Genomic DNA, 25,538 nt, shown 5'->3' with positions numbered 1-25,538 from the left:
TAGTCGCATAAAGATACCTTTCACCCAATCTAGAATATGGTCAATTCGTTGATTTGTTAGTCAGTTGAATGTGAGATGTTCGACAAATTAAAAAGCCCGCTATGAAAGCGGGCTTAGTGATAACTTTTTTATAAACAAACTGTTTAATTAGAAGTACACGTTGGCCCACCAAGAACTTGTCCAAGTGCGCCACCAATTAAGCTCTGAACTTGCTTCTACTGAAGAAAGTTCTAAAACTTTATCTTTATGGTTTTGGTTAAATTCTTGTAACATAGTGAACCTATCAAATGTGATACTTCGTATTTGTGTACTAGTTAACTAGTTTTGCGCTTGCAGGTCAAGTGCGTTGACACAAATATAACGATAAAAATTGAAAACAATGAAAAAGAATATATGAGAATTGATCTACATAGTCATACAACAGCCTCAGATGGCCGACTTACTCCACCTGAACTGATTGACCGAGCGTTAGGCTTTAACATCGAAGCGTTAGCGATTACAGATCATGATACGACTGATGGGCTTGCTGAAGCTCGCAGCTATATTGCTGATAACAATCTTCCTATTCAGTTGATTAACGGCATCGAGATCTCAACCGTTTGGCAAAACAAAGATATCCATATTGTTGGGTTAAACGTCGATCCTGAATCACCAGAATTGAAAGCGTTAATAGAACAACAAAAGCTTCATCGTATTGGGCGTGCTGAGATGATTGCTCAACGACTCGAGAAAGCGACCCGTGAAGGCGTTTTGGAAGAAGTTAAGTTGATTGCTGGTGATGCACCAATTACTCGAGCGCACTTTGCGAAGTGGTTAGTCGACAACGGCTACGCGAAAACCATGCAGCAGGTGTTTAAAAAGTTTCTTACGCGCAACAATCCAGGTTATGTGCCGCCAACATGGTGCTCAATGAGTGATGCTGTAACGGCTATTCATGCGGCTGGTGGTCAAGCGGTATTGGCTCACCCTGCGCGATATGGACTTACAGCCAAGTGGGTTAAACGTCTGCTCGCTGCATTTGTTGAAGCAAATGGTGACGCTATGGAAGTGGCTCAACCTCAGCAAGCACAACAAGAAAGACGCACACTTGCGGATTATGCTATACAATACAAACTATTAGCCTCCCAAGGCAGTGACTTCCATTATCCATCTCCGTGGATGGAACTTGGACGTAATCTCTGGCTACCTTCTGGGGTCGAAGAAGTATGGAAAGATTGGGAGTTTCAAACGGTTTCACCAACTGATACTGATGACAGTATTTAGGTGAACCAGCTCCTTCTGATGATAGAGTCGAGAGATTCGATAACGAGGATCAACAATGAGCCAGTTTTTTTATGTACACCCAGATAACCCACAAGCGCGCTTAATTACTCAAGCTGTTGCGATTATTCGTAGTGGTGGTGTGGTGGTTTATCCAACAGATTCCGGTTATGCGCTGGGCTGTCAGCTTGAAAATAAACAAGCACTTGAACGCATCTGTAAAATTCGTCGAATCGATGATAAGCACAATTTCACCTTGTTATGCCGTGATCTTTCTGAGTTGTCACTGTATGCACGAGTTGATAACGTTGCTTTCCGTTTACTTAAGGCGCACACGCCCGGTGCCTACACGTTTATCTTCAAAGCAACCAAAGAAGTGCCGAAGCGTTTGATGAACGCTAAGCGTAAAACGATCGGTATTCGTGTACCGGACAACAAAATTGCCCTAGACCTTCTAGAAGCAATGGGTGAGCCATTGATGTCGACGTCTCTGATTCTTCCGGGTAACGAGACAACTGAATCGGATCCTGAAGAAATTCGTGACAGCCTAGAGCATGCGGTTGATGTCATTTTGAATGGCGGCTACTTAGGTGAGCAACCGACTACGGTTATTGACTTCAGTGACGATGATGCCGTTGTTTTACGTCGTGGTGCCGGCGATCCAGCGCCGTTTGAATAATAGCGTTACTGATTAACAGTCTGTAACGAAACAGCAAACCTGCCAGAGTAAATAACAAGTGCTTTTTGGCAGGTTATTTGCGATAATACGCGACCGCGATTTGGTCGCGAAAAATTCATTCGACGTCTGTGAAGACGACAATTAGGTAGAAAAGAGTAAATGAGCGAAAAATTACAGAAGGTTTTAGCGCGAGCTGGTCACGGTTCTCGTCGTGAACTAGAAGGTTTAATCAAATCTGGTCGTGTAAGTGTTAACGGTCAAGTTGCGAAATTGGGTGAGCGTCTTGAAGACGAGAACTCAGTGATCCGTATCGATGGCCACACAATTACAGGCAAAGCCTCTGAAGAAGTGGTTTGTCGTGTACTTGCTTACTACAAACCTGAAGGTGAGCTTTGTACTCGTCACGATCCTGAAGGTCGCCGTACTGTTTTCGATCGTCTACCTAAGATCCGTGGTTCTCGTTGGATTTCAGTTGGCCGTCTTGATGCAAACACATCGGGTCTTTTGCTTTTCACTACTGATGGTGAACTTGCAAACCGCCTAATGCACCCAAGCCGCCAGGTTGAGCGTGAGTACCTAGTACGTGTGTTTGGTGAAGTGACTGAGCAAAAAGTTAAGAACGTGACTCGTGGCGTTCAACTTGAAGATGGTATGGCTCGTTTCGAAGACGTGGTTTACGCTGGCGGTGAAGGTATGAACCATACTTTCTACGTAGCGATTAACGAAGGTCGTAACCGTGAGGTTCGTCGTCTTTGGGAATCACAAGAAACAACAGTAAGCCGTCTGAAACGTGTACGTTACGGTGATATCTACCTTGATAAGAAACTGCCTCGTGGCGGTTGGAAAGAGCTAGATCTTCAAGAAGTAAACTACTTGCGTGAGCTTGTTGAACTTCAGCCAGAAAAAGAGACACTGTTGGATCTTGATCCTGCAAACACTTCTCGTAAGCGTGAGCGTTCTCGTAGCCAGAAAATTCGTCGTGCTGTTAAGCGTCACGAAGAGCGTGCAAATGCTCCTAAAGGCCGCAGCAACCAGACTAAACGTAAGAAGCCTGCTACTCGCGGAACTACAACACCTGATTCAGGTCGTAGTGCTCCAGCGAACAATGGCAAACCTCAGGCTACCAAAAAGCCTAAATTGAACAACGGACGCCCGGCTAAACCGGCTAAGCCAAGATCACGTAAGTAATTACACCAGTAGTTGCTACAGTTCTTAAGCTTAAAGCTTAAAGCTTAATCCAACGTTTCGAATACTAAAAAACCTGCTAACTTAGCAGGTTTTTTTTCGTCTTGAATATGGCGCAGTTCAAATCATGTGGAAGTGCTTACCAAGTAGAAACGATTAACTAGGTAGAAGTGCTTCACTAGCTAGGGTGACTAGCTATGGACTACGATTGGTATTAGGTCACTTTCAAATGATTAGAAAAATTATCACCCTTCGCCATGCGGTCATACAAAATAACATTGACCGCGGCAGCAAGGTTCATGCAGCCATTGGTCGGAACGTAGATGGTTTCACGACAGAAGTCCGTGATCTCTTTTTTCAGAGTCCCATCTTCAGGGCCGAAGATATAAAAAGCACGAGGTGGGTGTTTATAATCAGGCAGAGGCTTAGCGCCTTCTATCAAATCAACCGCGATTGGTACGCAGCCAACTGGAATAATGTCTTTCAGGTCTTCAACACCAATTAATGGTAGCTCAAGGTGCTTTTCTTTGGTGTCGGTATGAAACTGTCGAGCGTGGTCATAACGGGTGCCCGTATAAAATACAGAGTTTGCTCCGTAGCAACCAGCTGCTCGCATTACTGAGCCAACATTTTCAGGTGTTTTGGGGTTTACTAATCCAACACAGGCATAGCCTTTGGATAGTGTATCTGTCTTTGCTTTGGTCATAATTTTGTAGAGTTGCAGTTTGGTAAAGTGATGAGGCTATGAAATCATAAGAAAATCAGCTCAGTACTCTGAGCTGATTTAAGAAGAGCCTAGTCGCGTTTCCACAAGATGTGACAGAACTTGTGTTCAGGGTCACGGCTGATCAGCAGACGAGCGAATACGTCATCTAAGACATCATCAGCTTCATTTACAAGACCAATGCGTACTTCAGCGTAGATCTCTTTGTCGACTTCAAAGCCAACATGTTCAACCCAATCGTCACCAGTTTCAACGAGCTCTGCAGCGCCACGATCTTCAAACTGAGCAGTGAATAGGATCACGTCTGCTGGTTCAAGGTTATCAGGAGCCATCTCTAGAAAGATGTCGTATGCAGTGTCAATTGCGTCGTCGTAAGACATTAGGTCGTTAGCTTCGGTCATAATAAATATCTTAGCTTGCGCGGTTCATGTATTTACGTTCAGCTGTGTTCACAACAACTTTGTCGCCAGTTGCAATGTACTCAGGAACTTGAACAGTAAGGCCTGTAGACAGACGAGCTGGCTTAGTACGAGCTGAAGCAGATGCACCTTTGATTGAAGGGTCTGTTTCTTCGATCACTAGCTCAACTGAAGTTGGTAGCTCAAGCGTTGCTGCAGTACCGTCGATAAGAATCGCGTACATGCCTTGAGTTTCTTCGTTGATGAACAGCAGTTCGTCTTCGATCATTTCACCGTTGAAGATGAACTGTGAGTAATCTTCGTTATCCATGAAGATGTACTCGTTGCCGTCAACGTAAGAGAACATCACTGCACGCTTAGTTACGTCGATAGTTTCAACGATTTCGTCAGCCTTGTGGCGAACTTCTGTTTTAACGCCAGTTGCTACATCGTGACCACGGAAGCGGTAAATCTTTTGACCGCCACGGCCACCTGGTGTTGTCACTTCGATATCTTTTACTAGTACTGTTTTGCCATCAACGTTGATCGCAAAACCTTTTTTAATCTCACTTGCTCTAGGCATTTTGTGTTTGTCCTTATTGGGTCTATCCGGTGATTATATCTCGTAGACGCTATAAATAGGAATAGCTTGAATCATAAAGTCACCTAAGCGATCATAGAGAGACAGTTAAATCATTATTTTATTTACCGAAACGACCTATGCAGCTACCTGTTATTGACCCAACACAGCCATTTCAACCTGAATTCCAACCTGTGGTTAACGATCTGATTACCTTTTTAAAAGGTGGGTTAGGATCCAATCTACACAGTGTCTATGTTTATGGCAGTGTGGCACGTAAGCAAGCCGTTGTCGGTCGCTCGAATCTAGATGTGGTCGTGGTTACTCATCGTCATTTCCCAGATCAACGAACTACGCTGCTGAATACCATCAAGTGGCGCTTCCAAAAGAGCTTCCCTCAGGTCACTCAAGTGGCAATCAAAACCACCTTGGTGAGCGAGATCGTTGATTTCGACAACATATTTACTTGGGGCTTTATGCTCAAGCATTTAGCTGTGTGTGTGCATGGTGAAGATCTATCGGACTGCTATGGTGATTTCGAAACGAGTTGGGAAATTGCTAAGCATTGGAATATGGATGCGGAAAACTGGTTAGCGGTTTATCGTAATAAGATTGCCCGAGCAACAACGCCAGAACAACAAGTTGCAGCACAGGTGATTATTGCTAAAAAGCTACTGCGAGCGAGTTATTCTTTGGTGATGTATCGTGACAAATATTGGTTCGATGACCCAATAGAGTGTGGTCAACAGTTCTTGAAATATCATCCAGAGAAAGAAGTCGAAATCCAAAGGTTAGGCATTTTACTTTCTGGTAGACCGATTCCTAAACGTTCGGTGATAGGGATTCTTGATGGCTTTGGTGAGTGGCTGGTTAAGCAGTATCAGAAAACTGAGTTTCGAATCGGGTAGGGGTTCGTAAGCTATCAAGCTATCCATTGATATGAAAAGCAGAGCAAGCTGAAGAGCACGTCTCTGCTTTTTCATTTTAAGCTTATCTCGATTTTTAATGCCTATTTCGAGTTTTAATACACATCTCGAGTTTGAAGGCCGTTTCGAAAATAGAATAGGTCTAGAACAGGCCTAGCTGCTGCCCGCTGACTCGTTCAAAATCTAAACCGATGAAGGGCAAGATAGCTTCTGCGACCGGTTTGATTTGTTTGTCGATGTAATGCTGATAATCGATGCCACTCTTCAAATACTCCTTTGGCTCAGGGCCACTCAGCGTAATCAAATATTCAATACGCCCTTTGTTTTGGTATTGAAGCGGGCGACCAAGTTTGGCATTTATCTCATCGGCCATACGAGCTGCGCGAACCTGTGGCGGAATGTTTTTTTGATACTCGTGTAGTTTGCGGCGCAAACGCTTTTGGTACACCAGTAAATCATCGTGTTTACCGGCAGCGGTTTCATCGACAAACTGTCTGACATAGTCCGTTGGATCTTGGTCGTGAAACACCATCTCATACAGGGTTTGTTGGAATTGCTGCGCGAGAGGTGTCCAATCGGTTCGCGCACTTTCAAGCCCTTTAAAGATGATCTTCTCTTGGTCGCCTTGATTGATCAAGCCTGCATAGCGTTTCTTCGAGCCGGTTTCTGAACCTCTAATAGTTGGCATTAGAAACTTGCGATAGTGAGTTTCGTATTCCAATTCAAGTATTGAGGTTAGGTTGTAGGTTTCTTTTAAGTGATTCGTCCACCAGTCGTTGATGTAAGCGACTAATGTGTTTCCGATCTCATCTGCTTTTTTCTGATCATAACTGCCGTTTAGCGATACGAAGGTTGAATCGGTATCTCCGTAAATTACTTGATAACCTTTATCCTCGATTAGAACCTTGGTTTGCTTCATGATCTCATGCCCACGCATAGTGATCGATGAGGCCAAACGGGTATCGAAGAAGCGACAGCCAGAAGAGCCAAGCACACCATAGAAGGAGTTCATGATGATCTTAATCGCTTGAGAGAATGCTTTTTCGTTGTTCTTCTTTGCAACGTCACGTGCTGCCCACAGGTTTTCGATCATCTCTGGTAGAAAGTGTTTAGAGCGATGGAACTGACCGCCACGAAACCCAGCCACCGCTTGGTCTTCTTCAGAGCCTAACTCTAACTTTAGTCCTTCTATCAGCCCCATTGGATCAATCAAGAAAGAACGAATGATCGATGGGTAAAGGCTCTTAAAATCGAGTACCAAAACCGAGTCGTATAGATTAGGAATGGAATCCATCACGTAGCCGCCGGGGCTGGCAATCCAGTTCTCGGGCTCTAAATTAGGCGCGACGTAACCTGCTCGGTGTATTTGAGGCATGTATAAATTAGTAAAGGCCGCAACAGAGCCACCAACACGATCCAGTTCGACACCGGTTAATCGAGAGCGCTCAATCGCGAAGTCGAGTAGGTGAGTGTGCTCGAAGATGCGGTTTACTAGCACGCAGTCTTGCAGGTTGTACTTGGCGAGCGAAGGCTTATCGAACTTAAACATCCGGTTTATCTCATCCATGCGGTCGTGAACGTTATGGATGTCCTTACCTTCGCCGAGTAGCTCCTGAGATACCGATTCAAGAGACCAAGAGCGGAAGTGGTAGGTCGCTGTCTTGAGCATGTCGATGCCATCCAACACAACGCGGCCTGGAATAGTGATAAAGCCTTGCTGGTTTTGTGCAGAACTACGGAAGAAACTTGGTTGATTGTCTCTACCAATATTGAGCTTCACTTCGTTCCATTCTGAACGTTTGTGCAGCAGCCTAAAATCGAAATCAATGACATTCCATCCGATGATGATGTCGGGGTCAAATTCAGAAAACCATCTAATCATCGCCTCTAGTAGAGCTTTCTCATTAGGGACCCATTGGATGTTTGTGTCAGCCTCTTGTGGTTCGCCGACCATGATGACTCGGCTGTCCATCGGGCTGTCTAAGCCAATGGAATAAAGCACACCTTTTTCTGAGCATTCAATATCAAGCGAAACCACAGATAAACTGGGTAAGTATTCGCCCGCTCTGCATTTTGCATTGGAGACTCTAAGATGCTGACTTTTTTGCACGGCAGTCCCAGTGAACTCAATGCTGCCTTTGATAAAGCGTTCCATCAGATATCGATCGGCGAGTCGAATATCGCTTTCAAAGGTCTGAATCTCTTCGCTGTGAAAGGCTTGTGCTAAGCCAAAGCTACTTCTCGAAAGTGAGGTGTAACATGCGGCGAGAGGAGTTTGATCGAATGTGGCTAGTTCTAGAGACTTGAATTGGCAATCGATCGACTCTTTCGCTGCGATTGCCTGACATTCTTCAACGTCAGATTGAGCGACGAAAAATACAGGTTTTTCATTTTGAATCGTCAACAGAGTTGGGCCTTGAGGGGAGCTTAACCACAAGTCAATTTGGGTACGCCCTGAAAAGTCTCTCGCTTGTCTTGTGAGTACAAAGCCTTGCTGAATATCCAATGTAGTAACCTATTGAAATTGGGAATCGAATACTACCATCTAGCGGCTCTCTGCGCACAATAGGCAACCAAAATACTAACTAAATTCTAGTTAACAGAGGCAAATAACGGGACTCAATAAGCAAATAAGTGAAATTGTCGCGAATGGCTATTCAATGGTATTGAAAATATCTTTATCTTGTGTAATTTTATTGGGTGTTGTTTTAACTGGTTGATTTTTAGAAAAAGCTTGTTGTTTTAGTTAGCTTATTTGTTAATAAGTACTTGCTAAAGTTCGTGTTTCAGCACATATTCAACAGAGCTTTTTTTTAGTAATTAAGTTAAGATGTACTCAATGCTGCGATCCACTGTTCCTTTGTTCAATTGTTTCAAACAGATGAAATGACACAGTGGTTGCAGAGCCAATTAATAGTGTGGAGATACAAGTTTGATAAATGTTTTCCTTGTAGATGATCACGAGCTGGTTCGCACAGGGATACGACGTATTATTGAAGACGTCCGTGGAATGAACGTAGCAGGGGAAGCTGAAAGCGGTGAAGATGCTGCAAAATGGTGTCGTACTAATAATACTGACGTTATTTTGATGGATATGAATATGCCTGGTATTGGTGGCTTAGAAGCAACCAAGAAAATCTTGCGTTTCAACCCTGATGTTAAAATCATCGTTTTAACTGTTCATACGGAAAATCCGTTTCCAACTAAAGTGATGCAAGCTGGAGCTGCTGGTTACCTTACTAAAGGGGCAGGTCCGGATGAAATGGTAAATGCAATTCGAGTGGTTAATAGTGGCCAACGATACATTTCACCAGAAATTGCGCAGCAGATGGCTTTGAGCCAATTCTCGCCTGCGTCTGAAAATCCATTCGCAGACTTATCTGAGCGTGAACTTCAAATCATGATGATGATTACCAAAGGTCAGAAAGTGACGGATATTTCAGAACAACTCAATCTAAGTCCTAAAACAGTCAACAGTTACCGCTACCGTTTGTTCAGCAAATTGGATATCAGTGGCGATGTAGAGCTGACGCATTTAGCGATTAGACATGGAATGTTAGACACTGAGACCCTTTAACACTGAGATCGTATAGTGACCAACTTGTTTGACTCAGTGTCATTTCTCAAGACAGTAACAGAACAGCCCGGCGTTTATCGTATGTATAACGCCGAGGCTGTTGTTATCTACGTCGGTAAAGCAAAGAACCTCAAAAAACGCCTTTCCAGTTATTTCCGTAAAAAAGTCGACAGTGAAAAAACGCGCGCTTTAGTCAGCAATATCGACAAAATCGATGTTACTGTAACGCATACAGAAACAGAAGCTCTTATCCTTGAGCACAACTACATCAAGCAGTACTTACCGAAATACAACGTACTTCTGCGCGATGATAAGTCGTATCCCTATATTTTTATTAGCGGTCACAAACATCCTCGTTTGTCGATGCATCGTGGTGCTAAGAAGAAAAAGGGAGAGTACTTTGGTCCTTATCCTGATTCCGGCGCTGTGCGTGAGACGTTGCACCTAATACAGAAAATCTTTCCTGCTCGTCAGTGTGAAGATACGGTTTATGCCAACAGAACGCGCCCGTGTTTGATGTATCAGATTGGTCGTTGTGCTGCGCCATGTGTCAGCTCAATCATCTCTGATGAAGAGTACAGTGAACTTATCGACTACGTTCGTTTATTCCTGCAGGGGAAAGACAAGCTAGTTCTTGAGACACTCATCGATAAAATGGACAAGGCAAGCCAAGAGCTTCGCTTTGAGCAAGCTGCTGCTTTCCGTGACCAGATCCAAGCGATTCGACGCGTGCAAGAGCAACAGTATGTATCTGACGACTCAATGGAAGATATGGACGTGTTAGGTTTTGCTCAAGAAAATGGCGTTGCTTGTATTCACATCTTGATGATTCGCCAAGGAAAGGTTTTAGGCAGTAGAAGCCATTTCCCGAAAATTCCAAACAATACGGTGCGAGAGGAAGTCTTTTCGAGCTTTTTAAGCCAATACTATCTTGCACATAATGAAGCGAGAACCATACCAACTCGTCTCATCCTTAATGCTGATTTGATGGACGATGTCACACCGATTCAAGAAGCCTTGTGTGAAGTTGCGGGCCGTAAGATTCACTTCAATACTAATCCTTCTGGAACTCGTGGTCGCTACCTTAAACTGTCTAACACCAATGCATTAACAGCCATTACCACTAAGATTAATCACAAGATGACGATCAATCAGCGATTTAAGGAACTTCAAGAAGTGCTGTCGATGGACGTTATCAAACGCATGGAATGTTTCGATATCAGTCACACCATGGGTGAAAGTACGATTGCATCTTGCGTGGTCTTCAATCAAGAAGGGCCAGTTAAACCGGAATACCGTCGTTACAACATCACAGGTATTATAGGTGGTGATGACTACGCTGCAATGGCTCAGGCGCTTGAAAGACGCTATTCAAAACAACTCGATGTCGACAAGATCCCAGACATCATTTTTATCGATGGCGGTAAAGGTCAGTTGAATCGTGCCCATGAGATCATTTCCAAATATTGGGATGATTGGCCGTTTCGACCAAGAATGATGGGTATTGCGAAAGGGGTAACACGTAAACCGGGTTTGGAAACCTTGGTGACCCTTGAAGGTGAAGAGTTTAATTTACCAAGTGATGCGCCAGCACTGCACCTTATCCAACATATACGTGATGAAAGCCATAATCATGCGATTGCAGGGCATAGAGCAAAACGTGGTAAAACGCGTAGAACCAGTGCACTTGAAGGAATTGAAGGGGTAGGGCCTAAGCGCCGTCAATCTTTGCTGAAATATATGGGTGGCTTACAAGAACTTAAGCGTGCAACTGTCGAAGAAATAGCCAAAGTGCCGGGCATTAGTCATTCTTTGGCAGAAAACATTTATCAAGCATTGAAACAATAGTAAAAATCCCGCACCATTAAAGCGCAATTAATAAGAGCCTAATAATATGCGTTTGAATATACCTAACATTTTGTCCTTACTGAGACTATTTTTGATCCCAGTATTCGTTGTTGTCTTTTACCTACCTTATCAATGGGCTCCTTTTGCTGCTGCAATGGTGTTTTGGGTAGCGGGTTTTACTGACTGGCTAGATGGCATGCTGGCTCGTAAACTCGGGCAAACGTCTCGCTTCGGTGCCTTTATTGACCCTGTAGCGGATAAAGTGCTGGTTGCTACGGCTCTCATCTTGATGACTGAGCATTACCATTCGATTTGGATAACGATTCCAGCGGTGACCATGATTGCTCGTGAGATTATCATTTCGGCGCTTCGTGAATGGATGGCTGAAATCGGTAAACGTGCAAGCGTTGCGGTATCTTGGGTTGGTAAAGTCAAAACCGTTTCTCAGATGTTCGCTCTTTGGGTACTGATCTGGCGATACGACGACTGGATGGTGTGGGTAGGTTACATTGCGCTCTATGTCGCAACTGTTCTGACTTACTGGTCAATGGCGCAATACTTGATGGCTGCCAAAGACGATTTGTTAGACGAAAAACATCATTGATGAAGAAGCGAGCTGAGGCTCGCTTTTTTGATCTTTAACCTAAGGTTAAGTTATCAATAGTGGATATCTAATGTGATATAGATCGCCTTTGAATGGCCTGTCCACAAAGTCCTTTGCACACAAAGTCAGCTATTTAGCCTGTTTCGTATGAAATCTATTCAAACGAATTAAAAATACAAAAATAATATTGACTCAATCTTCTGAATCCGTAGAATGCATCCCGTACCCAAGAGGATGGCAATAAGCGATTCGATTGGAGTTACTAAGGCGCCTTGGCAGAGTGGCTATGCAGCGGATTGCAAATCCGTGGACCTCGGTTCGACTCCGGGAGGCGCCTCCATTATCTCTTTTTCTTAGTTAATGAGAAGAGGTAAGAGTAATGAAAATGCGATACTAGCTCAGTTGGTAGAGCGCAACCTTGCCAAGGTTGAGGTCATCGGTTCGAACCCGATGTATCGCTCCAAAATTTGTAATGTTGATTGGCGTCAGCATTAAGATGGTGTTTTACTTTTCAGTAATCGGCATCGCAATAAAGAATTGCGTGCCCTGGTGGTGGAATTGGTAGACACAAGGGATTTAAAATCCCTCGGCGTTCGCGCTGTGCCGGTTCAAGTCCGGCCCGGGGCACCATCTATTAAAGTCTACGTCTTAACGGATGTAGCAAATGCGATACTAGCTCAGTTGGTAGAGCGCAACCTTGCCAAGGTTGAGGTCATCGGTTCGAACCCGATGTATCGCTCCAAATTAAAAAGCCCGAACAGAAATGTTCGGGCTTTTTGGTTTCTGCCGTGCAACATTTTATTACCCCACATTTTTCCTGTTTTACTCCCGTGGTTAGACGGTCGATAGAATACTCAAATTCTCATACCTTTAACTTCGTTTTAAAAGCGAGACTCCCTATGAACTCGCTCTTCGTGCTAGGGAATGACGAAAGGGTGCTGAGATCTCAAAGCCTCACTAGCAACGTTTGTATACCCGCGTCGTCATCCTCGGGCGTGAGGAACGAGCGAACCGGGGGCGCCTTACCTAAAGATTAAGTTGACGATATTTGCAGCAATTTGTCAGTCACCGCTCCTATTTATCCAGCTATTATTAAAAACTATTGATCGTTCATTTCACTTTATGTTACTTTCCCGCGCAATCTCGGAATGATCAATGTTCAAAAAGAACAGCGATAGCTTCTGGGGGATACGCGTAGTGACCATTCTTGCTGATTGGGACATTACGTAGGGTAGGTATCGGCTAATCCTTTAGCTGATAGACGGGATACTTATGGCGCAATTCGCCATGCTAATGGGAAACCCAACATTGAATACACTAATAACAACATTGCTAATCAGCTCTGCATTTCCAAAAGGGCCAGTTCTTCATAGCTGTCCGATACTGCAAAAATGTCCAATTCTTCAAAACAGTAGCATTACTGAACCTTGAGCTCGCGCTAACTAATTTTTGCTGTCCTAAGACGGCCTAATTTCGTATTCGTCATTTGACTTATACGAGCGTACAGCTATATCTCATTTCTAGACAATACGCGTGTTTCACTATGAATTCTCTCTAAATCAATAGAGGGACGGTGTGCAATTGCGTCTGATGGAGGTGAGTATGAACACATTCAAGGGGATTTTTATGACTACCGCCTTTGAAGTCGATATTAATACTATCGCAAATTCATTTTCAACTATGGTTCCTATCGTTGAGGGAACTTACGACCTAACACCTGACGCTATTTTGCTTGAACAAGAGCAGCATGAATCGGATGTTCGTTCATACCCAAGACGCCTACCTATTGCTATTAAACGAGCATGTGGTGTTTTAGTTGAAGATACTCGTGGCCAACTCTTTCTCGATTGCTTAGCTGGTGCCGGTACACTTTCTTTGGGTTACAACCACCCTGAAATCAACCAAGCACTTAAAGACCAACTCGATTCAGGTTTGCCATACCAAACACTTGATATTACGACTCAAGCAAAAGAGACGTTTATCAAGCGAGTTAAAGCTTTTCTCCCTCAAGATTTTTCAACTAACTCGGTTCTTCAATTTTGTGGCCCGTCTGGCGCTGATGCTGTGGAAGCGGCTATCAAGCTAGCCAAGCAAACAACAGGTCGTAACACCATGTTTGCTTTCCGTGGTGCTTACCATGGCATGACGAACGGCACCATGGGCATGATGGGTAACCTTGGCACTAAAGAGCGTCGTAGCGGCTTAATGTCTGACGTACATTTCATGCCTTTCCCATACAATCTTCGCTGTCCGTTTGGCATTGGTGGTGAAGCAGGTGCCAACGCAAGCATTCGTTACATCGAGCGTATGTTGAATGACGACGAATCTGGCATCATGAAACCTGCAGCAATGATCGTTGAGCCTGTACAAGGTGAGGGCGGCGTGATTCCAGCCCCGGCATCTTGGCTACAAGGCTTGCGTCGCATCTGTGATGAACACGGCATCCTACTTATCTTTGATGAAATTCAGTGTGGTGTAGGTAAAACTGGTCATCGCTTTGCGTTTGAAGAATCAGGCGTTAACCCTGATATTTTGTGCTTGTCTAAAGCGATTGGCGGCGGACTGCCTATGTCGCTGCTTGTGTTCGATAAGAGCATTGATACTTGGAAAGCGGGTGAGCACACCGGTACATTCCGTGGTAACCAATTAGCAATGGTATCTGGCGCTAAAGCATTAGAAATCATCGAGCGAGATGGTTTGGTTGAGCACGCGAACATCGCAGGCCAATACTTACGTCATGGGCTTGAGAGAATTCAATCGCGTGTGAACTGTATTGCTGAAGTTCGTGGCAAAGGCTTGATGCTTGGCGCTGAGATCAAGCAACCAAACGGCGAACTCAACAAATTTGGCGAGCCGCAATCAGACGGCGAGCTGACGTTAGCGATTCAACGAGCAGCATTAGAGCGCGGATTAATGGTCGAGAAGGGCGGTCGTGATGGTTCGGTAATTCGTTTCCTTCCACCTATGATTATCTCTTTTGAGCAGATCGACTTTGCATTGCGCGTCATGGAAGAAGCGATCATCGCAGCGGGTGGTGGTTTACGACAAGACCAAACACAAAGCGAAGAATCAAATCAGGAATGGAACAAGCATTTCATCCAGACGGGTTTAGGTGGTAGCGACGAATTTGCTAGCGTGATGAACCAAACTACTCAAGCGATGAAAGCGGTTTTTGAACAGGTTGAAACCCCTTATTCGGGTTTAGATCCAAAAATGCTAGAAGCAGCTATCAACGCTGTCGATCTCGATAACAACCAGCACGCTTTGGTTGATGTTGTGGATAGCACGGCTGACTTAGTCGCAGCGAACTCTATCTTTGTGCAGCACCCAGACTGTATTGCACACCTTCACACGCCTCCTCTTATGGCTTCTGTTGCTGCGGAATCGATTATCGCGGCGTTGAATCAATCGATGGATTCATGGGACCAAGCATCTGCTGCGACTTATGTTGAGCAGCGCGTCGTAGATTGGATGTGTGACAAATACCAGCTTGGCGCACAAGCTGACGGTGTTTTCACCAGCGGCGGCACGCAAAGTAACCTAATGGGTTTATTGCTTGCGAGAGATTGGGTTGCCGATAAGTACAATGGCCATTCTATCCAAAAGCTTGGCTTGCCAGAATACGCGAGCAAGCTGCGTATCTTATGTTCAAAGAAATCTCACTTCACGGTTCAAAAGTCGGCCTCTTTAATGGGTTTAGGCGAAGCTGCAGTGTGTTGTGTTGACACCAATGCAAACGGCACTATCAAGCCGGACTTGCTAGACGCAGAAGTGAAAGCGCTTAAAGCTCAAGGGTTGGTTCCTTTTGCTGTGGTAGGTACTGCAGGCACAACCGACCATGGTGCTATTGATGACCTGGAAGCGATAGCTGATATCGCCAACCAACAAGGTCTTTGGTTCCATGTCGACAGTGCTTACGGTGGCGCGCTTATCTTAAGTAGCCATAAAGCTCGTCTGAAAGGCATCGAAAAAGCGGACTCAGTCAGCGTTGATTTCCACAAGTTGTTCTTCCAAACAATCAGCTGTGGTGCTGTGCTTCTCAAAGACAAAGCAAACTTTAAGTACCTACTGCATCACGCAGACTACTTAAACCGCGAGCACGATGAGCTGCCGAATCTAGTCGATAAGTCTATCGCGACGACCAAGCGTTTCGATGCACTGAAAGTCTTCATGACGATGCAAAGCGTTGGACCAAAGCAACTGGGAGATATGTACGACCATCTTCTAGAGCAGACGCTTCAAGTTGCCGACCTGATTCAGAAGCATGACGATTTTGAATTGCTTGCTGAGCCTTCACTTTCTACCGTGTTATTCCGATCTGTGCCTAGCAATGAACAATCAGCAAACAGCGTTCTTGATTTAGACAAACTGAATCAGACGTTAAGGCTGGAGGCGCTGACTCGTGGCGTTGCCGTGCTTGGCGAAACGGTCGTTGATGGTAAAAGTGCGCTGAAATTCACTATCTTGAATCCGTGCTTAACGACATCAGATTTCAAATCTCTAATTAACAAAATTCAAACTTTAGCTATTGAGCTAGCAGAACAACAAGGGTAATTAAAATTATGGCTATTCTACAAATTGGTGCAGGCGGCGTCGGTTGGGTTGTTGCACATAAAGCAGCACAAAATAACGAAGTACTGGGTGATATCACGATCGCTTCTCGCACAATCGCGAAGTGTGAAAAAATCATCGAATCTATCAAGGGTAAAAACAACCTTAAAGATTCAACTAAGAAACTAGAAGCACGTTCAGTAAACGCTGACGATGTTGATGCGCTTGTTGCTTTGATTAAAGAAGTTAAGCCAGACCTAGTTATCAACGCTGGTCCTCCTTGGGTAAACATGGCGATCATGGAAGCGTGTTACCAATCGAAAGTCTCTTACCTAGATACATCGGTGGCGGTTGACCTATGTTCTGAAGGCCAACAAGTACCACAAGCTTACGATTGGCAGTGGGGTTACCGTGAGAAGTTCGCTGAAGCGGGCATCACTGGTATTCTTGGTGCTGGTTTTGATCCAGGTGTGGTATCAATCTTTGCTGCGTACGCGGTTAAGCATTTGTTCGATGAGATTGATTCAATCGACGTAATGGACGTGAATGCTGGCGACCACGGCAAGAAGTTTGCGACAAACTTTGACCCAGAAACCAACATGCTTGAGATCCAAGGCGACTCTTTCTACTGGGAAAACGAAGAGTGGAAACAAGTAGCTTGTCACTCTCGTATGCTTGAGTTCGAATTCCCTAACTGTGGCTCTCATAAAGTGTACTCAATGGCACACGATGAAGTGCGTTCAATGAAAGAGTTCATCCCTGCTAAGCGTATCGAATTTTGGATGGGCTTTGGTGATGCATACCTGAACTACTTCAACTGCATGCGTGATATCGGTCTTCTAAGCCCAGATCCGCTAACACTGCACGATGGCACTGTGGTTCAGCCTCTACATGTTCTTAAAGCGCTGCTACCAGATCCAACATCTTTGGCTCCGGGTTACACGGGCTTAACGTGTATCGGTACTTGGGTTCAAGGTAAGAAAGACGGTAAAGAGCGCAGCGTATTCATCTACAATAACGCAGACCACGAAGTGGCTTACGAAGACGTTGAGCACCAAGCAATCTCTTACACAACCGGTGTTCCTGCAATTACGGCTGCACTTCAGTTCTTCCGTGGTGAATGGGCTGACAAAGGCGTGTTCAACATGGAACAGCTAAACCCAGACCCGTTCCTTGCAACGATGCCTGAAATCGGTCTAGATTGGCATGTTCAAGAGCTAGAGCCTAAACAAGGTCTACCTCTGATCCACACTTTGAAGTAATTTCTGGTTCTTTGCCCTTGTCGTGTTATCCATCGTGCTCATTTACGTTCGTAAACTCCGCGCGATGTCCTAGCTACAAGGTCAAAGCTCTGAGAATTACATCCAAAGCCATATGATGGACAAGAACGTATAATTACAAGCCGATGCATGAGCGTCGGCTTTTTTCGATTATCATGTGCCCTCGTTAAGTCGAGGGCAGCAAGGTATAGATAACATGCAAAACAATGAACTAAAAACGCCTTATTTCATGATCAACGAAGAGAAGTTGATTGCGAATTTAGAGATAGCTAAACAGCTGAAAGAGATTTCAGGTGTGAAGCTGGTATTGGCACTCAAGTGTTTTTCGACATGGGGTGTGTTTGACATCATCAAACCTTATCTCGATGGCACGACAAGCTCTGGCCCATACGAAGTGAAGCTTGGCCACGAAACCTTTGGTGGTGAAACGCACGCTTACAGTGTGGGTTACAGCGAAGATGACGTGAGAGAAGTCGCTGACATCTGCGACAAGATGATCTTCAACTCGCAAAGCCAGTTAGCGGCTTACCGTCATATTGTTGAAGGTAAAGCTTCACTGGGTTTACGTTTAAATCCAGGAGTGAGCTACGCAGGACAAGACTTGGCAAACCCTGCACGCCAATTCTCTCGTTTGGGTGTTCAAGCTGATCACATCAAGCCTGAGACCTTCGATGAGATTAATGGCGTCATGTTTCACATGAACTGTGAGAACAAAGACGTCGATGCATTTATCGGCTTGCTTGATTCAATCTCAGAACAGTTTGGTGAGCACTTAGATAAGTTGGACTGGGTGAGCATGGGCGGTGGTGTGTTCTTCACATGGCCGGGCTATGACATTGAAAAGCTTGGTCTTGCGCTAAAAGCCTTCTCTGAAAAGCACGGCGTGCAGATGTACCTTGAGCCGGGTGAAGCCATCATCACTAAAACAACTGACTTGGTTGTGACAGTGGTTGATATCGTAGATAACGTGAAGAAAACGGCAATTGTCGATTCAGCAACCGAAGCACACCGTCTTGATACGCTTATCTACAATGAACCAGCATCGGTATTGGAAGCCTCAGAAACAGGCAGTCACGACTATGTGATTGGTTCATGTTCATGCCTTGCGGGCGACCAATTCTGCGAAGCGAGCTTTGATGAGCCTCTGAAAATTGGTCAAAAGCTGCATCTGTTGGACAGTGCTGGTTACACTATGGTGAAACTGAATTGGTTCAATGGTTTGAAAATGCCGTCTATCTATTGTGAGCGCAGCAATGGCGAAATTCAAAAATTGAATGAGTTTGGCTATGACGACTTCAAACGTTCTCTGTCGCAGTGGTCAGTAAAGTAACTGAGTCATAGCTTCAGAACAATAAAAAGAGCAGCCAATGAGCTGCTCTTTTTGATTTTGGACTCTTACTTGATGAAAGAGTGTTTTACTCGTTCAATTCTTTTACTAAGCGGATAAGGGTCATCCCACTTGAATTTGTGGTTACTTCTTGTGCTTCTGTGAAGTCAATTATCAATCCGTCGTGATTAGTATTGATACCATTATTGTCCGGAGTATTTGTCCAATAAGGTGCATTTATTGTTGTTGGGAAGTAACTTAGATTAATAGCTGGCTGGGTACAGCGGTAATCAACAATGGAACCAAGCTCTTTGATATTTGGTAGTCTAAAACTATTTTGAGATCCAATTGTTGTTAATGTTGTATCAGCCGCCGCGGCCAAAGCATCTTGAAAAGAGATGTAGTTCGTAGGGAACCCGCTACAAAGATTACTTTCTGTATCATAGGTTTCCCCGAGACTGCATTTGGCCCATAACAGGTTGGTGTGTATATCTAAGATCGTTCCATCTTGGCGGTCGATGAATTGACCATCAGTTTGGGAAGCGGGTTGATTTTCAACACAGGTTTGAGCGGAGCCTAAACTCGGAGCAAATAGGGCTGCTATAACATAATATTTAAGTTTCATTATTCGACTACTCCACTTACTGCGATAACACCTTGATAAGTCCCTTTGTTACAAAGTTTCATTTGCCCGCTTGATGTATCCATACACCATGCACTGCTGCTGGCTCCAACAGAAGTGGACTGCGTAAAAATAGTATCAACAGAGCTCACATTCTTGATGTATGGGAAGTAATCAACAGTCGTTGGGTCAATAGTGCCCACATTATAGTTAATAAATGAACGGGCTTCTGCCGGAGAAGGCAAACGCCAGTTATTGACGCCACATGCACCAAAGCTATTTAGGTTGGCTAAGTAACCTTCGGCATCACAACGTCTATTACCTGAAGAATTGGTCGAGTAAGCACACGCAGAAGAAATTGGTCCGTCAGCCAGAAGCTCATCATTTTTATGACCGGCAGAACCGCCATTCGTTGTGGAAACTGAATCATACCATGTGTATTGGTAGGCAGCGCTGCGCCAGTAGGCCGATTTTGTCGAATATGGGTACGGGTTTGCATCAGGGGCATTGGCGTAATCTTCTAACCATTGATCGATTGCGCTTTGATTTGGTAAGTCGATTGGTTGCTGTTTGGCTTCAATATACATACCTGTTCGTTCATCTCGAACGCAAGACCAATCCGTGGCGCTATTTGGAAGAATGTTGCCACTGTAATCTAATTTAGTGAATTTAAAGCCGTATTGACCGTCTGAGTGGTCTGTACCGTTAGTACTATCTAAACCATAGTTGGCATCTTGCCCGGGGTAATTGGCTGGCGCAGATATTAAATCGTGGGTTGCACCATCAGAGTAGGTAGCAAAACCCGTATCGTTAATCCCTCTATCGCCGGGTATATAAAATGACAGCGAGTTGTGATCGCTATCGATCGAGGTATTTCCGCTACTGGACATGGTGAATATAACCGATTCCCCCCCTTCACTTAGCCTATCTTGTTTGGCTGTTACTTTTATTGCGTGCGTTAAACTTTCGGCGGGAATCGTAATAGTCATGCTACTAAGATTACTGGTGTAATCATCATTTGAAGCTATCCCACTTTTTTCTAGCGTAACGGTAATATCTTGGTAGGAATAGTGGCTTAACTCAATGTTACTGCTGTCACTATCCCCTTCTAAGACCACTTTGCTGGTGTCGCTATAGCGAATACTTGGTTCAGAATCACTATCGGATAACGTCACATTTGTTTGAGCATTGTCGATCTTATATAGATCGCTACCATCTGCGCTTATAGAATAATGAAGAGTTTTGCTTCCTTCATACAGATTATTGTGCACAAGGTTTAATGGCAGATCTGCGTTTGTTGCTCCTGCCGCAATTTTGACGTTTTGGCTAGAGATAACATCGTAGTTCTTGAACGCACCACTGGAACGTGTCGTTACGTCACTGGTTGAGATCGTCAAGGTTAGATCTTGGCTTAAGGCTTCGGAAAGAGAAACGGTGATCGACTCTGTTTTTGACCCTGATTGTGGTTCAGAAAATGAAACACTATTAGGGAGGCTAACAGTAACCGGGGAAGAGGATGAACCAGTACTGGTTCCTGTCGTTGTTGTTCCACTGTCATTATTTTCATGGCCGCTTTTACAGCCGCTAAATAGTGTTGTGAGAAGGATTACTGAGATGGCATTGAGTTGCCAACTCGACCTTTTTCTTTCCATGTATCAACCTAAGCTACTAAATTATATAAGATATCTATGATAACAATAAATTCATATAAATGCTTGGTTTCATATGTCTAGGTTATGTTTTTCTATCCTTTTTATTCGTATTTTTGTAAGTTATGTAAGTGAAGTGTATTTCTCATTAGTTAGCCTCCCAACAACGAATCCATTGTCGGGAGGGTAGGTAACTTAACTCTCAATCATCACACGAGTATCTTCACTGAGCGTTTCTAACTCGTTGACGACATCATCAATCAGAACTTCAATTGGCAGCTTAACGGCAATCTTGGAAGTAAATAGGCTTGAGCTAACGCCACCGCCGCCAGCGATAAAGACACGGTGGCAGTCCATATCGAGAATGCTGATCCCTTGTCTGTCTAATACATGTGTCACTTCGTTGACGATACCGGCTCTGTCGTTAGAGTCGAGCCTTAAGTGATGGATTGTATCTTGTGCGTTGTGAGTGTGGTCTGAATCAACAAACTGCACGATCAAGTCAGTATTGGCGCTGAAAGCCTCTTTCACAATCGATTCGTTGATGGCTGGAAGTTGAACCTTAAGTACGCCTGCGACCTGGTCTTCAATAAAATTAACTTTACTGATGAGCCATTTGCCGTCGTTTTCGTGAGTAACAGCAGCAAGTTGTTTGATTGTTGCTGGTGATGCTTTTCCGATAAAGTTTACGATAAATGTACTGTTCATATCAGCCCCCAAAGTTTCAATGATTCGTTTCTAATTAAATGTTTGATATCACGCGATAAAGTTCTTTAATTTCAGTGTAGAAGTTTACATCGAACAATGTTTGACCTACGTCAATTTTTGAAACTAAGCTGTGAAGTAAAAAAAGAGAATGAAGAGTAGGGCACAAAAAAAGCGGCTAGAGAGCCGCTTTTTAGAAGAGTTGTCGCTTTTATTAGGAATGCAGTAACTTGAAATTCATAGACTGAAAGACGATTTAGAACGTTACTTTAAAGTTCATACCAACAAATTGAGAATCGTATCGTGCGCCAGCATCGTAGGCGAATCGCGCAGCGTCTTGGTTGTCCCACCAAGGGTTAGTATTCAGGTTAACTTCTGCATCACCGCCCCAAGCGTCACTTACCCAGTAGTGGATGTGGCCAACAGGGTTTAGGAAGAATAGAGACACATCACCCATGGTTTGAGAGCCCATCACTTCACCACCTGAAGCAACGATATCTTGTTCTGCTTCTAGCATCATTTCACCGACAACCGCACCAAAGAATGGTGTGATAAACAGATCTTGCCATGATGGTACTTCAGCAAACGCTTCTACGCCGTATTCCCAGAAGAAGGTCGACATGGTCCAAGAGTATAAGAAAGACTCAAACTCATCGTAACCTGCGTGTCGAGCTGCGGTGTAGTAAACACCACCGAAATACGGGTGCATCACGTAGTTTAGGAAGTGTTCGTCACGATCCCATACTGGGCCTTCGGAAACGTTATCTTTCCATTTTTTACCCAGTGCGCTGATATCACGTTGGTCATCATCCCACTTAGTGATACTTTCAGGTAAAAGAGTCATTAGACCAACGGTTGCGACACTTAGGCCAAGAATGGTGTAGGTTTGACCCATTAAGTAATCCCAATCTTTGCCATCGCTGACAGTAAGGTAGATTGGTTGCTTATCGATCGTTAGATCGTACTGATCACTTGATTCGCTTAGTGCATAGTTCTTGCTAGGCTTGTAGGTGTACAAGCTTTCATTAACACAGTAATCTTGAGCACATTCATCCGAGTAAGAAAGGTTGATTGGTTGGTCGAAGTCGTATTGGCTTGCAACCGAGTTAACTGACATTAGCATTGAAAATGCAGCAGTAACCTTCGTTAGTAACGGTGATTTGGCCACAAGGGTCTCCATGAGAAGTTAAGAATTGATCAGAGTCACAATTATCTATTAAATGCCTGATTTAGGGAACTAATAATTTATTGCTTTTCCTAAGGAAACCTTAGATTTAACATTATTAATATTTGTGAAAAGGTGAAATGTCTCAAACTCAACCATAGACCAGTTTGTAAATAATGCAGTGTCTTTTTATGACTACAAAGGATAGAAATATGACGAAAATCGCAATGTTAAGCACTGGTGAAGAAGTTCTTCATGGGGACATTGTAGACACAAACGCAGCTTGGATGTCTGCTGAGTTTTATCAGCACGGTTTTGCCCTAGCGAAACGTTCGACTGTGGGTGACCAAATGAATGCTCTAGTTGAAGAACTGTTGATGCTGAGTTTTAACTATGATGTGGTTATCGTTAATGGTGGTTTAGGACCGACAACTGATGATATGAGTGCGGCTGCGGCTGCGACGGCTTCAGAACAGAAACTCGTCATGTTCCCTGAATGGCTAACTCGTATGGAAGAGATGTTTTCTGGACGTGGTATGCCGATGCCGGACAGCAACCTTAAACAAGCTTTGTTGCCAGCGAGTTCAGAGATTGTCGATAACCCTGTGGGCACGGCTTGCGGCTTCAAACTGAAAATCAACGATGCGACTTTCTATTTCACTCCGGGTGTACCGAGTGAATTCAAACGCATGGTCACGTTTGAGATTATTCCTGATTTGTCGCGTACTTACCCTCAAGTGGTTGCCTCTGAATGCAGTCGACTGTTTACGTTTGGTTTGTCTGAGTCGGGTATCTCGGATGTGTTAGATCAGCTTAAGCTTCCTGCCGGCTATGAACTTGGCTACCGTTCTTATCTGCCGTTCATTGAGGTCAAACTGTTTGGTCCTAAGGCAGACTTAGAAACTCGCGTTAAGTTGCTGCAAATGGTTTACAAGCTGCTAGAAAGTAATGTCGTCAGTGTTGATGAGCCTATGGTTGATCATATTGGCCACATAATGGCTGAGAAAAAGAAGACCTTATCAGTATCGGAAGTGTCGACCAAAGGCGCATTGTCAGCGTGGCTGCAATTGAATGAGCAGGTTGAAGATTGCTTCGGGCATTCGTGGGTGATGGCTGAGCCAAAAGAGAGTGAACTTGAGAAGAGCGATCCATTAGCTGCAACCTTTGCTCTGGCTGGCGCAACAAGAGAGAAGTGCGGTACTGAGCTAGCTTTGGTGACTGGCAAGTTAGAAGGCAACACATTCAGCGTTGCATTGTCGACTGAAGCAGGCGAGTGGGGCCAGGTGCTTGAATTTTATCGTCAGTACTCACGCGAAGACCAACGTAACGTGATTAAGACCGTTGCCGCCGATATGCTGAGAAGACACCTAGACAACAAACCGATGTTTGGTACTTACTCTTCGGTTAAGCGATTGAAAGACATGTTTATTCCAGCGGCTATTATTAAGTAAGTATTTAGGCAAGCTAACCAAGTCTGTACTAAAAACGCTAGAAAAAACGAAATAAAAAGGCCCAACATCTAAATAGGTGTTGGGCCTTTAGTTTATCTAGCCTTCTAGATAACCAAACAAGCAGCTATGTTTACACGTAACTCATGTCTGTAAGAACTCGATTACAAACCGCTTGTCATATGTAGACTATAGAACAAGCCACGGCCGATTAACTCTGAAACCAAGAACAATACTAGTGCTAAGCCAAGGTTTACTGGGTTCACTTTTGCTTTGTTCAGCATAGGTAGAATCCAAATCAACAAGCTTGCCATCAACAATGCAACTTGAAGAATCACATAGCTGCCTAAACCGTCAACCAACTCAGATGCTTTAGCTACTGAAGTTTGGATGTCACCGATTAGGTTCAGTTTGCCTACTGTCACAAGCAAGCTGATCGCAACGGCAATCACAGCCAGCATCGTGATGTTACGGTCTACCGTAAAGCGGCTATCATTGGCGAATACAATCACGAACTGAGACAGCAGTAAACCACCCACAACCATCGTCATGATGAAGCTCAATGGTGTGTAGATGTTGTCCCAAGTCGGTACAGTGTTGATCATGTATACGTTGATCATCGCGTACATGAAGATAACGCCCAACACCATCGCGCCGACCATCAGTGTTTTCTGGATAGCTACGCCACCTTTCTTAAGCACAGACAATAGCCATTGCAGACCACCGACAGCAAAGAATGCTGCACCGAAGAACACTTCGTTAGACAACCAAGCTGAGCCTAGTTGGTTAAAAGCGTTAAACGCGCGCAGTGGAGAGCCAAGGTGCGTTGTCGAGAACATAAAACCAAGACCCATTAATGCCCACAGAATGAACATTGGAACCTTGTAGCTGTTTAGTTTCTCTTCGTCATGACCAAGTACCAGTGCACGAGCACCAATCAGTAAGTAACCACCAACCGCAGTTTGCGCCAGCACCGTAAAGAAGATTAAAGACCACTCATGAAAAATCAT

Annotated in this window: 21 protein-coding genes, 4 tRNA genes and 1 other annotated feature; of the genes, 15 read left to right on the top strand and 10 right to left on the bottom strand. The window is 44.3% G+C overall.

Annotation, left to right across the window (positions count from 1 at the left end; all coding sequences use genetic code 11):
- Positions 1 to 86 precede the first annotated feature (86 nt).
- Positions 87 to 201, bottom strand: a sequence feature (Trp leader region).
- Positions 148 to 273: a tryptophan operon leader peptide gene (gene trpL2, locus AC3CH4_RS09510; RefSeq protein WP_009848753.1), complete on the bottom strand. Its 126-nt coding sequence runs from the start codon at positions 271 to 273 to the stop codon at positions 148 to 150. Its footprint overlaps the feature before it by 54 nt.
- A gap of 120 nt (positions 274 to 393) precedes the next feature.
- On the opposite strand from trpL2, the gene rnm reads away from it, so the two are divergent.
- From rnm to rluB, 3 genes are all read left to right on the top strand, one after another.
- Entirely contained in the window at positions 394 to 1,263 is an 870-nt protein-coding gene (gene rnm / locus AC3CH4_RS09505; protein ID WP_054547341.1) for an RNase RNM, read from the top strand.
- A 55-nt stretch (positions 1,264 to 1,318) separates the two neighbouring features.
- Entirely contained in the window at positions 1,319 to 1,939 is a 621-nt protein-coding gene (locus tag AC3CH4_RS09500; RefSeq protein ID WP_017076369.1) for an L-threonylcarbamoyladenylate synthase, read from the top strand.
- Positions 1,940 to 2,098: 159 nt separating this feature from the next.
- Positions 2,099 to 3,127, top strand: a complete 1,029-nt coding sequence (rluB, locus tag AC3CH4_RS09495; protein ID WP_171309108.1) for a 23S rRNA pseudouridine(2605) synthase RluB — start codon at positions 2,099 to 2,101, stop codon at positions 3,125 to 3,127.
- 211 nt (positions 3,128 to 3,338) lie between these two features.
- Here the strand turns inward: rluB and AC3CH4_RS09490 are convergent, their stop codons facing one another.
- The 3 genes from AC3CH4_RS09490 to efpL form a co-directional block, all read right to left on the bottom strand.
- Positions 3,339 to 3,830 carry an RNA methyltransferase gene (locus AC3CH4_RS09490; protein ID WP_004729783.1) on the bottom strand — a complete coding sequence of 164 codons (492 nt, stop codon included), beginning with the start codon at positions 3,828 to 3,830 and terminating at the stop codon, positions 3,339 to 3,341.
- A gap of 89 nt (positions 3,831 to 3,919) precedes the next feature.
- Entirely contained in the window at positions 3,920 to 4,249 is a 330-nt protein-coding gene (locus tag AC3CH4_RS09485; RefSeq protein ID WP_004729782.1) for an HI1450 family dsDNA-mimic protein, read from the bottom strand.
- Positions 4,250 to 4,259: 10 nt separating this feature from the next.
- A complete protein-coding gene (gene efpL, locus AC3CH4_RS09480; protein ID WP_004729781.1) occupies positions 4,260 to 4,829 on the bottom strand; it encodes an elongation factor P-like protein EfpL in 570 nt (189 codons plus the stop codon).
- 137 nt (positions 4,830 to 4,966) lie between these two features.
- On the opposite strand from efpL, the gene AC3CH4_RS09475 reads away from it, so the two are divergent.
- Positions 4,967 to 5,734: a nucleotidyltransferase family protein gene (locus AC3CH4_RS09475; RefSeq protein WP_054547342.1), complete on the top strand. Its 768-nt coding sequence runs from the start codon at positions 4,967 to 4,969 to the stop codon at positions 5,732 to 5,734.
- 160 nt (positions 5,735 to 5,894) lie between these two features.
- On the opposite strand, the gene AC3CH4_RS09470 is transcribed toward AC3CH4_RS09475, so the two are convergent.
- Positions 5,895 to 8,258 carry a DNA polymerase II gene (locus AC3CH4_RS09470; RefSeq protein ID WP_488526484.1) on the bottom strand — a complete coding sequence of 788 codons (2,364 nt, stop codon included), beginning with the start codon at positions 8,256 to 8,258 and terminating at the stop codon, positions 5,895 to 5,897.
- A 426-nt stretch (positions 8,259 to 8,684) separates the two neighbouring features.
- Between AC3CH4_RS09470 and uvrY the strand changes: the two genes are divergently transcribed.
- From uvrY to nspC, 10 genes are all read left to right on the top strand, one after another.
- Positions 8,685 to 9,329: a UvrY/SirA/GacA family response regulator transcription factor gene (uvrY, locus tag AC3CH4_RS09465; protein ID WP_004729778.1), complete on the top strand. Its 645-nt coding sequence runs from the start codon at positions 8,685 to 8,687 to the stop codon at positions 9,327 to 9,329.
- A gap of 15 nt (positions 9,330 to 9,344) precedes the next feature.
- The gene (uvrC, locus tag AC3CH4_RS09460) at positions 9,345 to 11,177 is read left to right on the top strand and encodes an excinuclease ABC subunit UvrC (RefSeq protein WP_488542883.1); all 1,833 of its coding nucleotides are present in this window, start codon (positions 9,345 to 9,347) and stop codon (positions 11,175 to 11,177) included.
- A 46-nt stretch (positions 11,178 to 11,223) separates the two neighbouring features.
- The gene (pgsA, locus tag AC3CH4_RS09455; protein ID WP_017078221.1) at positions 11,224 to 11,781 is read left to right on the top strand and encodes a CDP-diacylglycerol--glycerol-3-phosphate 3-phosphatidyltransferase; all 558 of its coding nucleotides are present in this window, start codon (positions 11,224 to 11,226) and stop codon (positions 11,779 to 11,781) included.
- 266 nt (positions 11,782 to 12,047) lie between these two features.
- A tRNA-Cys gene (locus AC3CH4_RS09450) sits at positions 12,048 to 12,121 on the top strand.
- Positions 12,122 to 12,168: 47 nt separating this feature from the next.
- Positions 12,169 to 12,244 (top strand) — tRNA-Gly (locus tag AC3CH4_RS09445).
- Between the two features lie 80 nt (positions 12,245 to 12,324).
- Positions 12,325 to 12,411 (top strand) — tRNA-Leu (locus AC3CH4_RS09440).
- A 36-nt stretch (positions 12,412 to 12,447) separates the two neighbouring features.
- Positions 12,448 to 12,523: transfer RNA gene (locus AC3CH4_RS09435), tRNA-Gly, on the top strand.
- Between the two features lie 860 nt (positions 12,524 to 13,383).
- Positions 13,384 to 16,335 (top strand): diaminobutyrate--2-oxoglutarate transaminase family protein, encoded by a 2,952-nt coding sequence (locus AC3CH4_RS09430; RefSeq protein WP_488542882.1) that lies wholly within the window; start codon positions 13,384 to 13,386, stop codon positions 16,333 to 16,335.
- A gap of 8 nt (positions 16,336 to 16,343) precedes the next feature.
- A complete protein-coding gene (locus AC3CH4_RS09425; RefSeq protein ID WP_488542881.1) occupies positions 16,344 to 17,594 on the top strand; it encodes a carboxynorspermidine synthase in 1,251 nt (416 codons plus the stop codon).
- 214 nt (positions 17,595 to 17,808) lie between these two features.
- Complete coding sequence (nspC, locus tag AC3CH4_RS09420; protein ID WP_488542880.1) at positions 17,809 to 18,942, top strand: carboxynorspermidine decarboxylase; 1,134 nt, start codon at positions 17,809 to 17,811, stop codon at positions 18,940 to 18,942.
- 85 nt (positions 18,943 to 19,027) lie between these two features.
- Here the strand turns inward: nspC and AC3CH4_RS09415 are convergent, their stop codons facing one another.
- From AC3CH4_RS09415 to AC3CH4_RS09400, 4 genes are all read right to left on the bottom strand, one after another.
- Positions 19,028 to 19,564: an Lcl C-terminal domain-containing protein gene (locus AC3CH4_RS09415; protein WP_146457118.1), complete on the bottom strand. Its 537-nt coding sequence runs from the start codon at positions 19,562 to 19,564 to the stop codon at positions 19,028 to 19,030.
- Positions 19,564 to 21,213, bottom strand: coding sequence for an Lcl C-terminal domain-containing protein (locus tag AC3CH4_RS09410; RefSeq protein ID WP_488542879.1), 1,650 nt, complete (start codon positions 21,211 to 21,213; stop codon positions 19,564 to 19,566). The genes AC3CH4_RS09415 and AC3CH4_RS09410 overlap by 1 nt, the downstream gene beginning before the upstream one ends.
- Positions 21,214 to 21,405: 192 nt before the next feature.
- Positions 21,406 to 21,918 (bottom strand): glycine cleavage system transcriptional repressor, encoded by a 513-nt coding sequence (locus tag AC3CH4_RS09405; protein WP_010438087.1) that lies wholly within the window; start codon positions 21,916 to 21,918, stop codon positions 21,406 to 21,408.
- Between the two features lie 253 nt (positions 21,919 to 22,171).
- Complete coding sequence (locus AC3CH4_RS09400; RefSeq protein WP_017083899.1) at positions 22,172 to 23,083, bottom strand: DUF3943 domain-containing protein; 912 nt, start codon at positions 23,081 to 23,083, stop codon at positions 22,172 to 22,174.
- Positions 23,084 to 23,292: 209 nt separating this feature from the next.
- Between AC3CH4_RS09400 and AC3CH4_RS09395 the strand changes: the two genes are divergently transcribed.
- Positions 23,293 to 24,531 (top strand): CinA family nicotinamide mononucleotide deamidase-related protein, encoded by a 1,239-nt coding sequence (locus AC3CH4_RS09395; RefSeq protein WP_171309114.1) that lies wholly within the window; start codon positions 23,293 to 23,295, stop codon positions 24,529 to 24,531.
- A 161-nt stretch (positions 24,532 to 24,692) separates the two neighbouring features.
- On the opposite strand, the gene AC3CH4_RS09390 is transcribed toward AC3CH4_RS09395, so the two are convergent.
- On the bottom strand, positions 24,693 to 25,538 hold the full coding sequence (locus AC3CH4_RS09390; RefSeq protein ID WP_488542878.1) for a dimethyl sulfoxide reductase anchor subunit family protein: 846 nt from the start codon (positions 25,536 to 25,538) through the stop codon (positions 24,693 to 24,695).

This window comes from Vibrio sp. QJM3NY_26 (assembly GCF_057786005.1).
This window is presented reverse-complemented; position numbering and strand designations above follow the sequence as displayed.

Bases quoted from the DNA above. Each gene is read 5' to 3' on its own strand.
- AC3CH4_RS09425 (WP_488542881.1), top strand. From the start codon at position 16,344: ATGGCTATTCTACAAATTGGTGCAGGCGGCGTCGGTTGGGTTGTTGCA.
- trpL2 (WP_009848753.1), bottom strand. From the start codon at position 273: ATGTTACAAGAATTTAACCAAAACCATAAAGATAAAGTTTTAGAACTT.
- AC3CH4_RS09485 (WP_004729782.1), bottom strand. From the start codon at position 4,249: ATGACCGAAGCTAACGACCTAATGTCTTACGACGACGCAATTGACACT.
- AC3CH4_RS09475 (WP_054547342.1), top strand. From the start codon at position 4,967: ATGCAGCTACCTGTTATTGACCCAACACAGCCATTTCAACCTGAATTC.
- nspC (WP_488542880.1), top strand. From the start codon at position 17,809: ATGCAAAACAATGAACTAAAAACGCCTTATTTCATGATCAACGAAGAG.
- AC3CH4_RS09390 (WP_488542878.1), bottom strand. From the start codon at position 25,538: ATGATTTTTCATGAGTGGTCTTTAATCTTCTTTACGGTGCTGGCGCAA.
- AC3CH4_RS09410 (WP_488542879.1), bottom strand. From the start codon at position 21,213: ATGGAAAGAAAAAGGTCGAGTTGGCAACTCAATGCCATCTCAGTAATC.
- AC3CH4_RS09415 (WP_146457118.1), bottom strand. From the start codon at position 19,564: ATGAAACTTAAATATTATGTTATAGCAGCCCTATTTGCTCCGAGTTTA.
- AC3CH4_RS09500 (WP_017076369.1), top strand. From the start codon at position 1,319: ATGAGCCAGTTTTTTTATGTACACCCAGATAACCCACAAGCGCGCTTA.
- efpL (WP_004729781.1), bottom strand. From the start codon at position 4,829: ATGCCTAGAGCAAGTGAGATTAAAAAAGGTTTTGCGATCAACGTTGAT.
- pgsA (WP_017078221.1), top strand. From the start codon at position 11,224: ATGCGTTTGAATATACCTAACATTTTGTCCTTACTGAGACTATTTTTG.
- AC3CH4_RS09405 (WP_010438087.1), bottom strand. From the start codon at position 21,918: ATGAACAGTACATTTATCGTAAACTTTATCGGAAAAGCATCACCAGCA.
- AC3CH4_RS09395 (WP_171309114.1), top strand. From the start codon at position 23,293: ATGACGAAAATCGCAATGTTAAGCACTGGTGAAGAAGTTCTTCATGGG.
- rnm (WP_054547341.1), top strand. From the start codon at position 394: ATGAGAATTGATCTACATAGTCATACAACAGCCTCAGATGGCCGACTT.
- AC3CH4_RS09430 (WP_488542882.1), top strand. From the start codon at position 13,384: ATGAACACATTCAAGGGGATTTTTATGACTACCGCCTTTGAAGTCGAT.
- AC3CH4_RS09490 (WP_004729783.1), bottom strand. From the start codon at position 3,830: ATGACCAAAGCAAAGACAGATACACTATCCAAAGGCTATGCCTGTGTT.
- rluB (WP_171309108.1), top strand. From the start codon at position 2,099: ATGAGCGAAAAATTACAGAAGGTTTTAGCGCGAGCTGGTCACGGTTCT.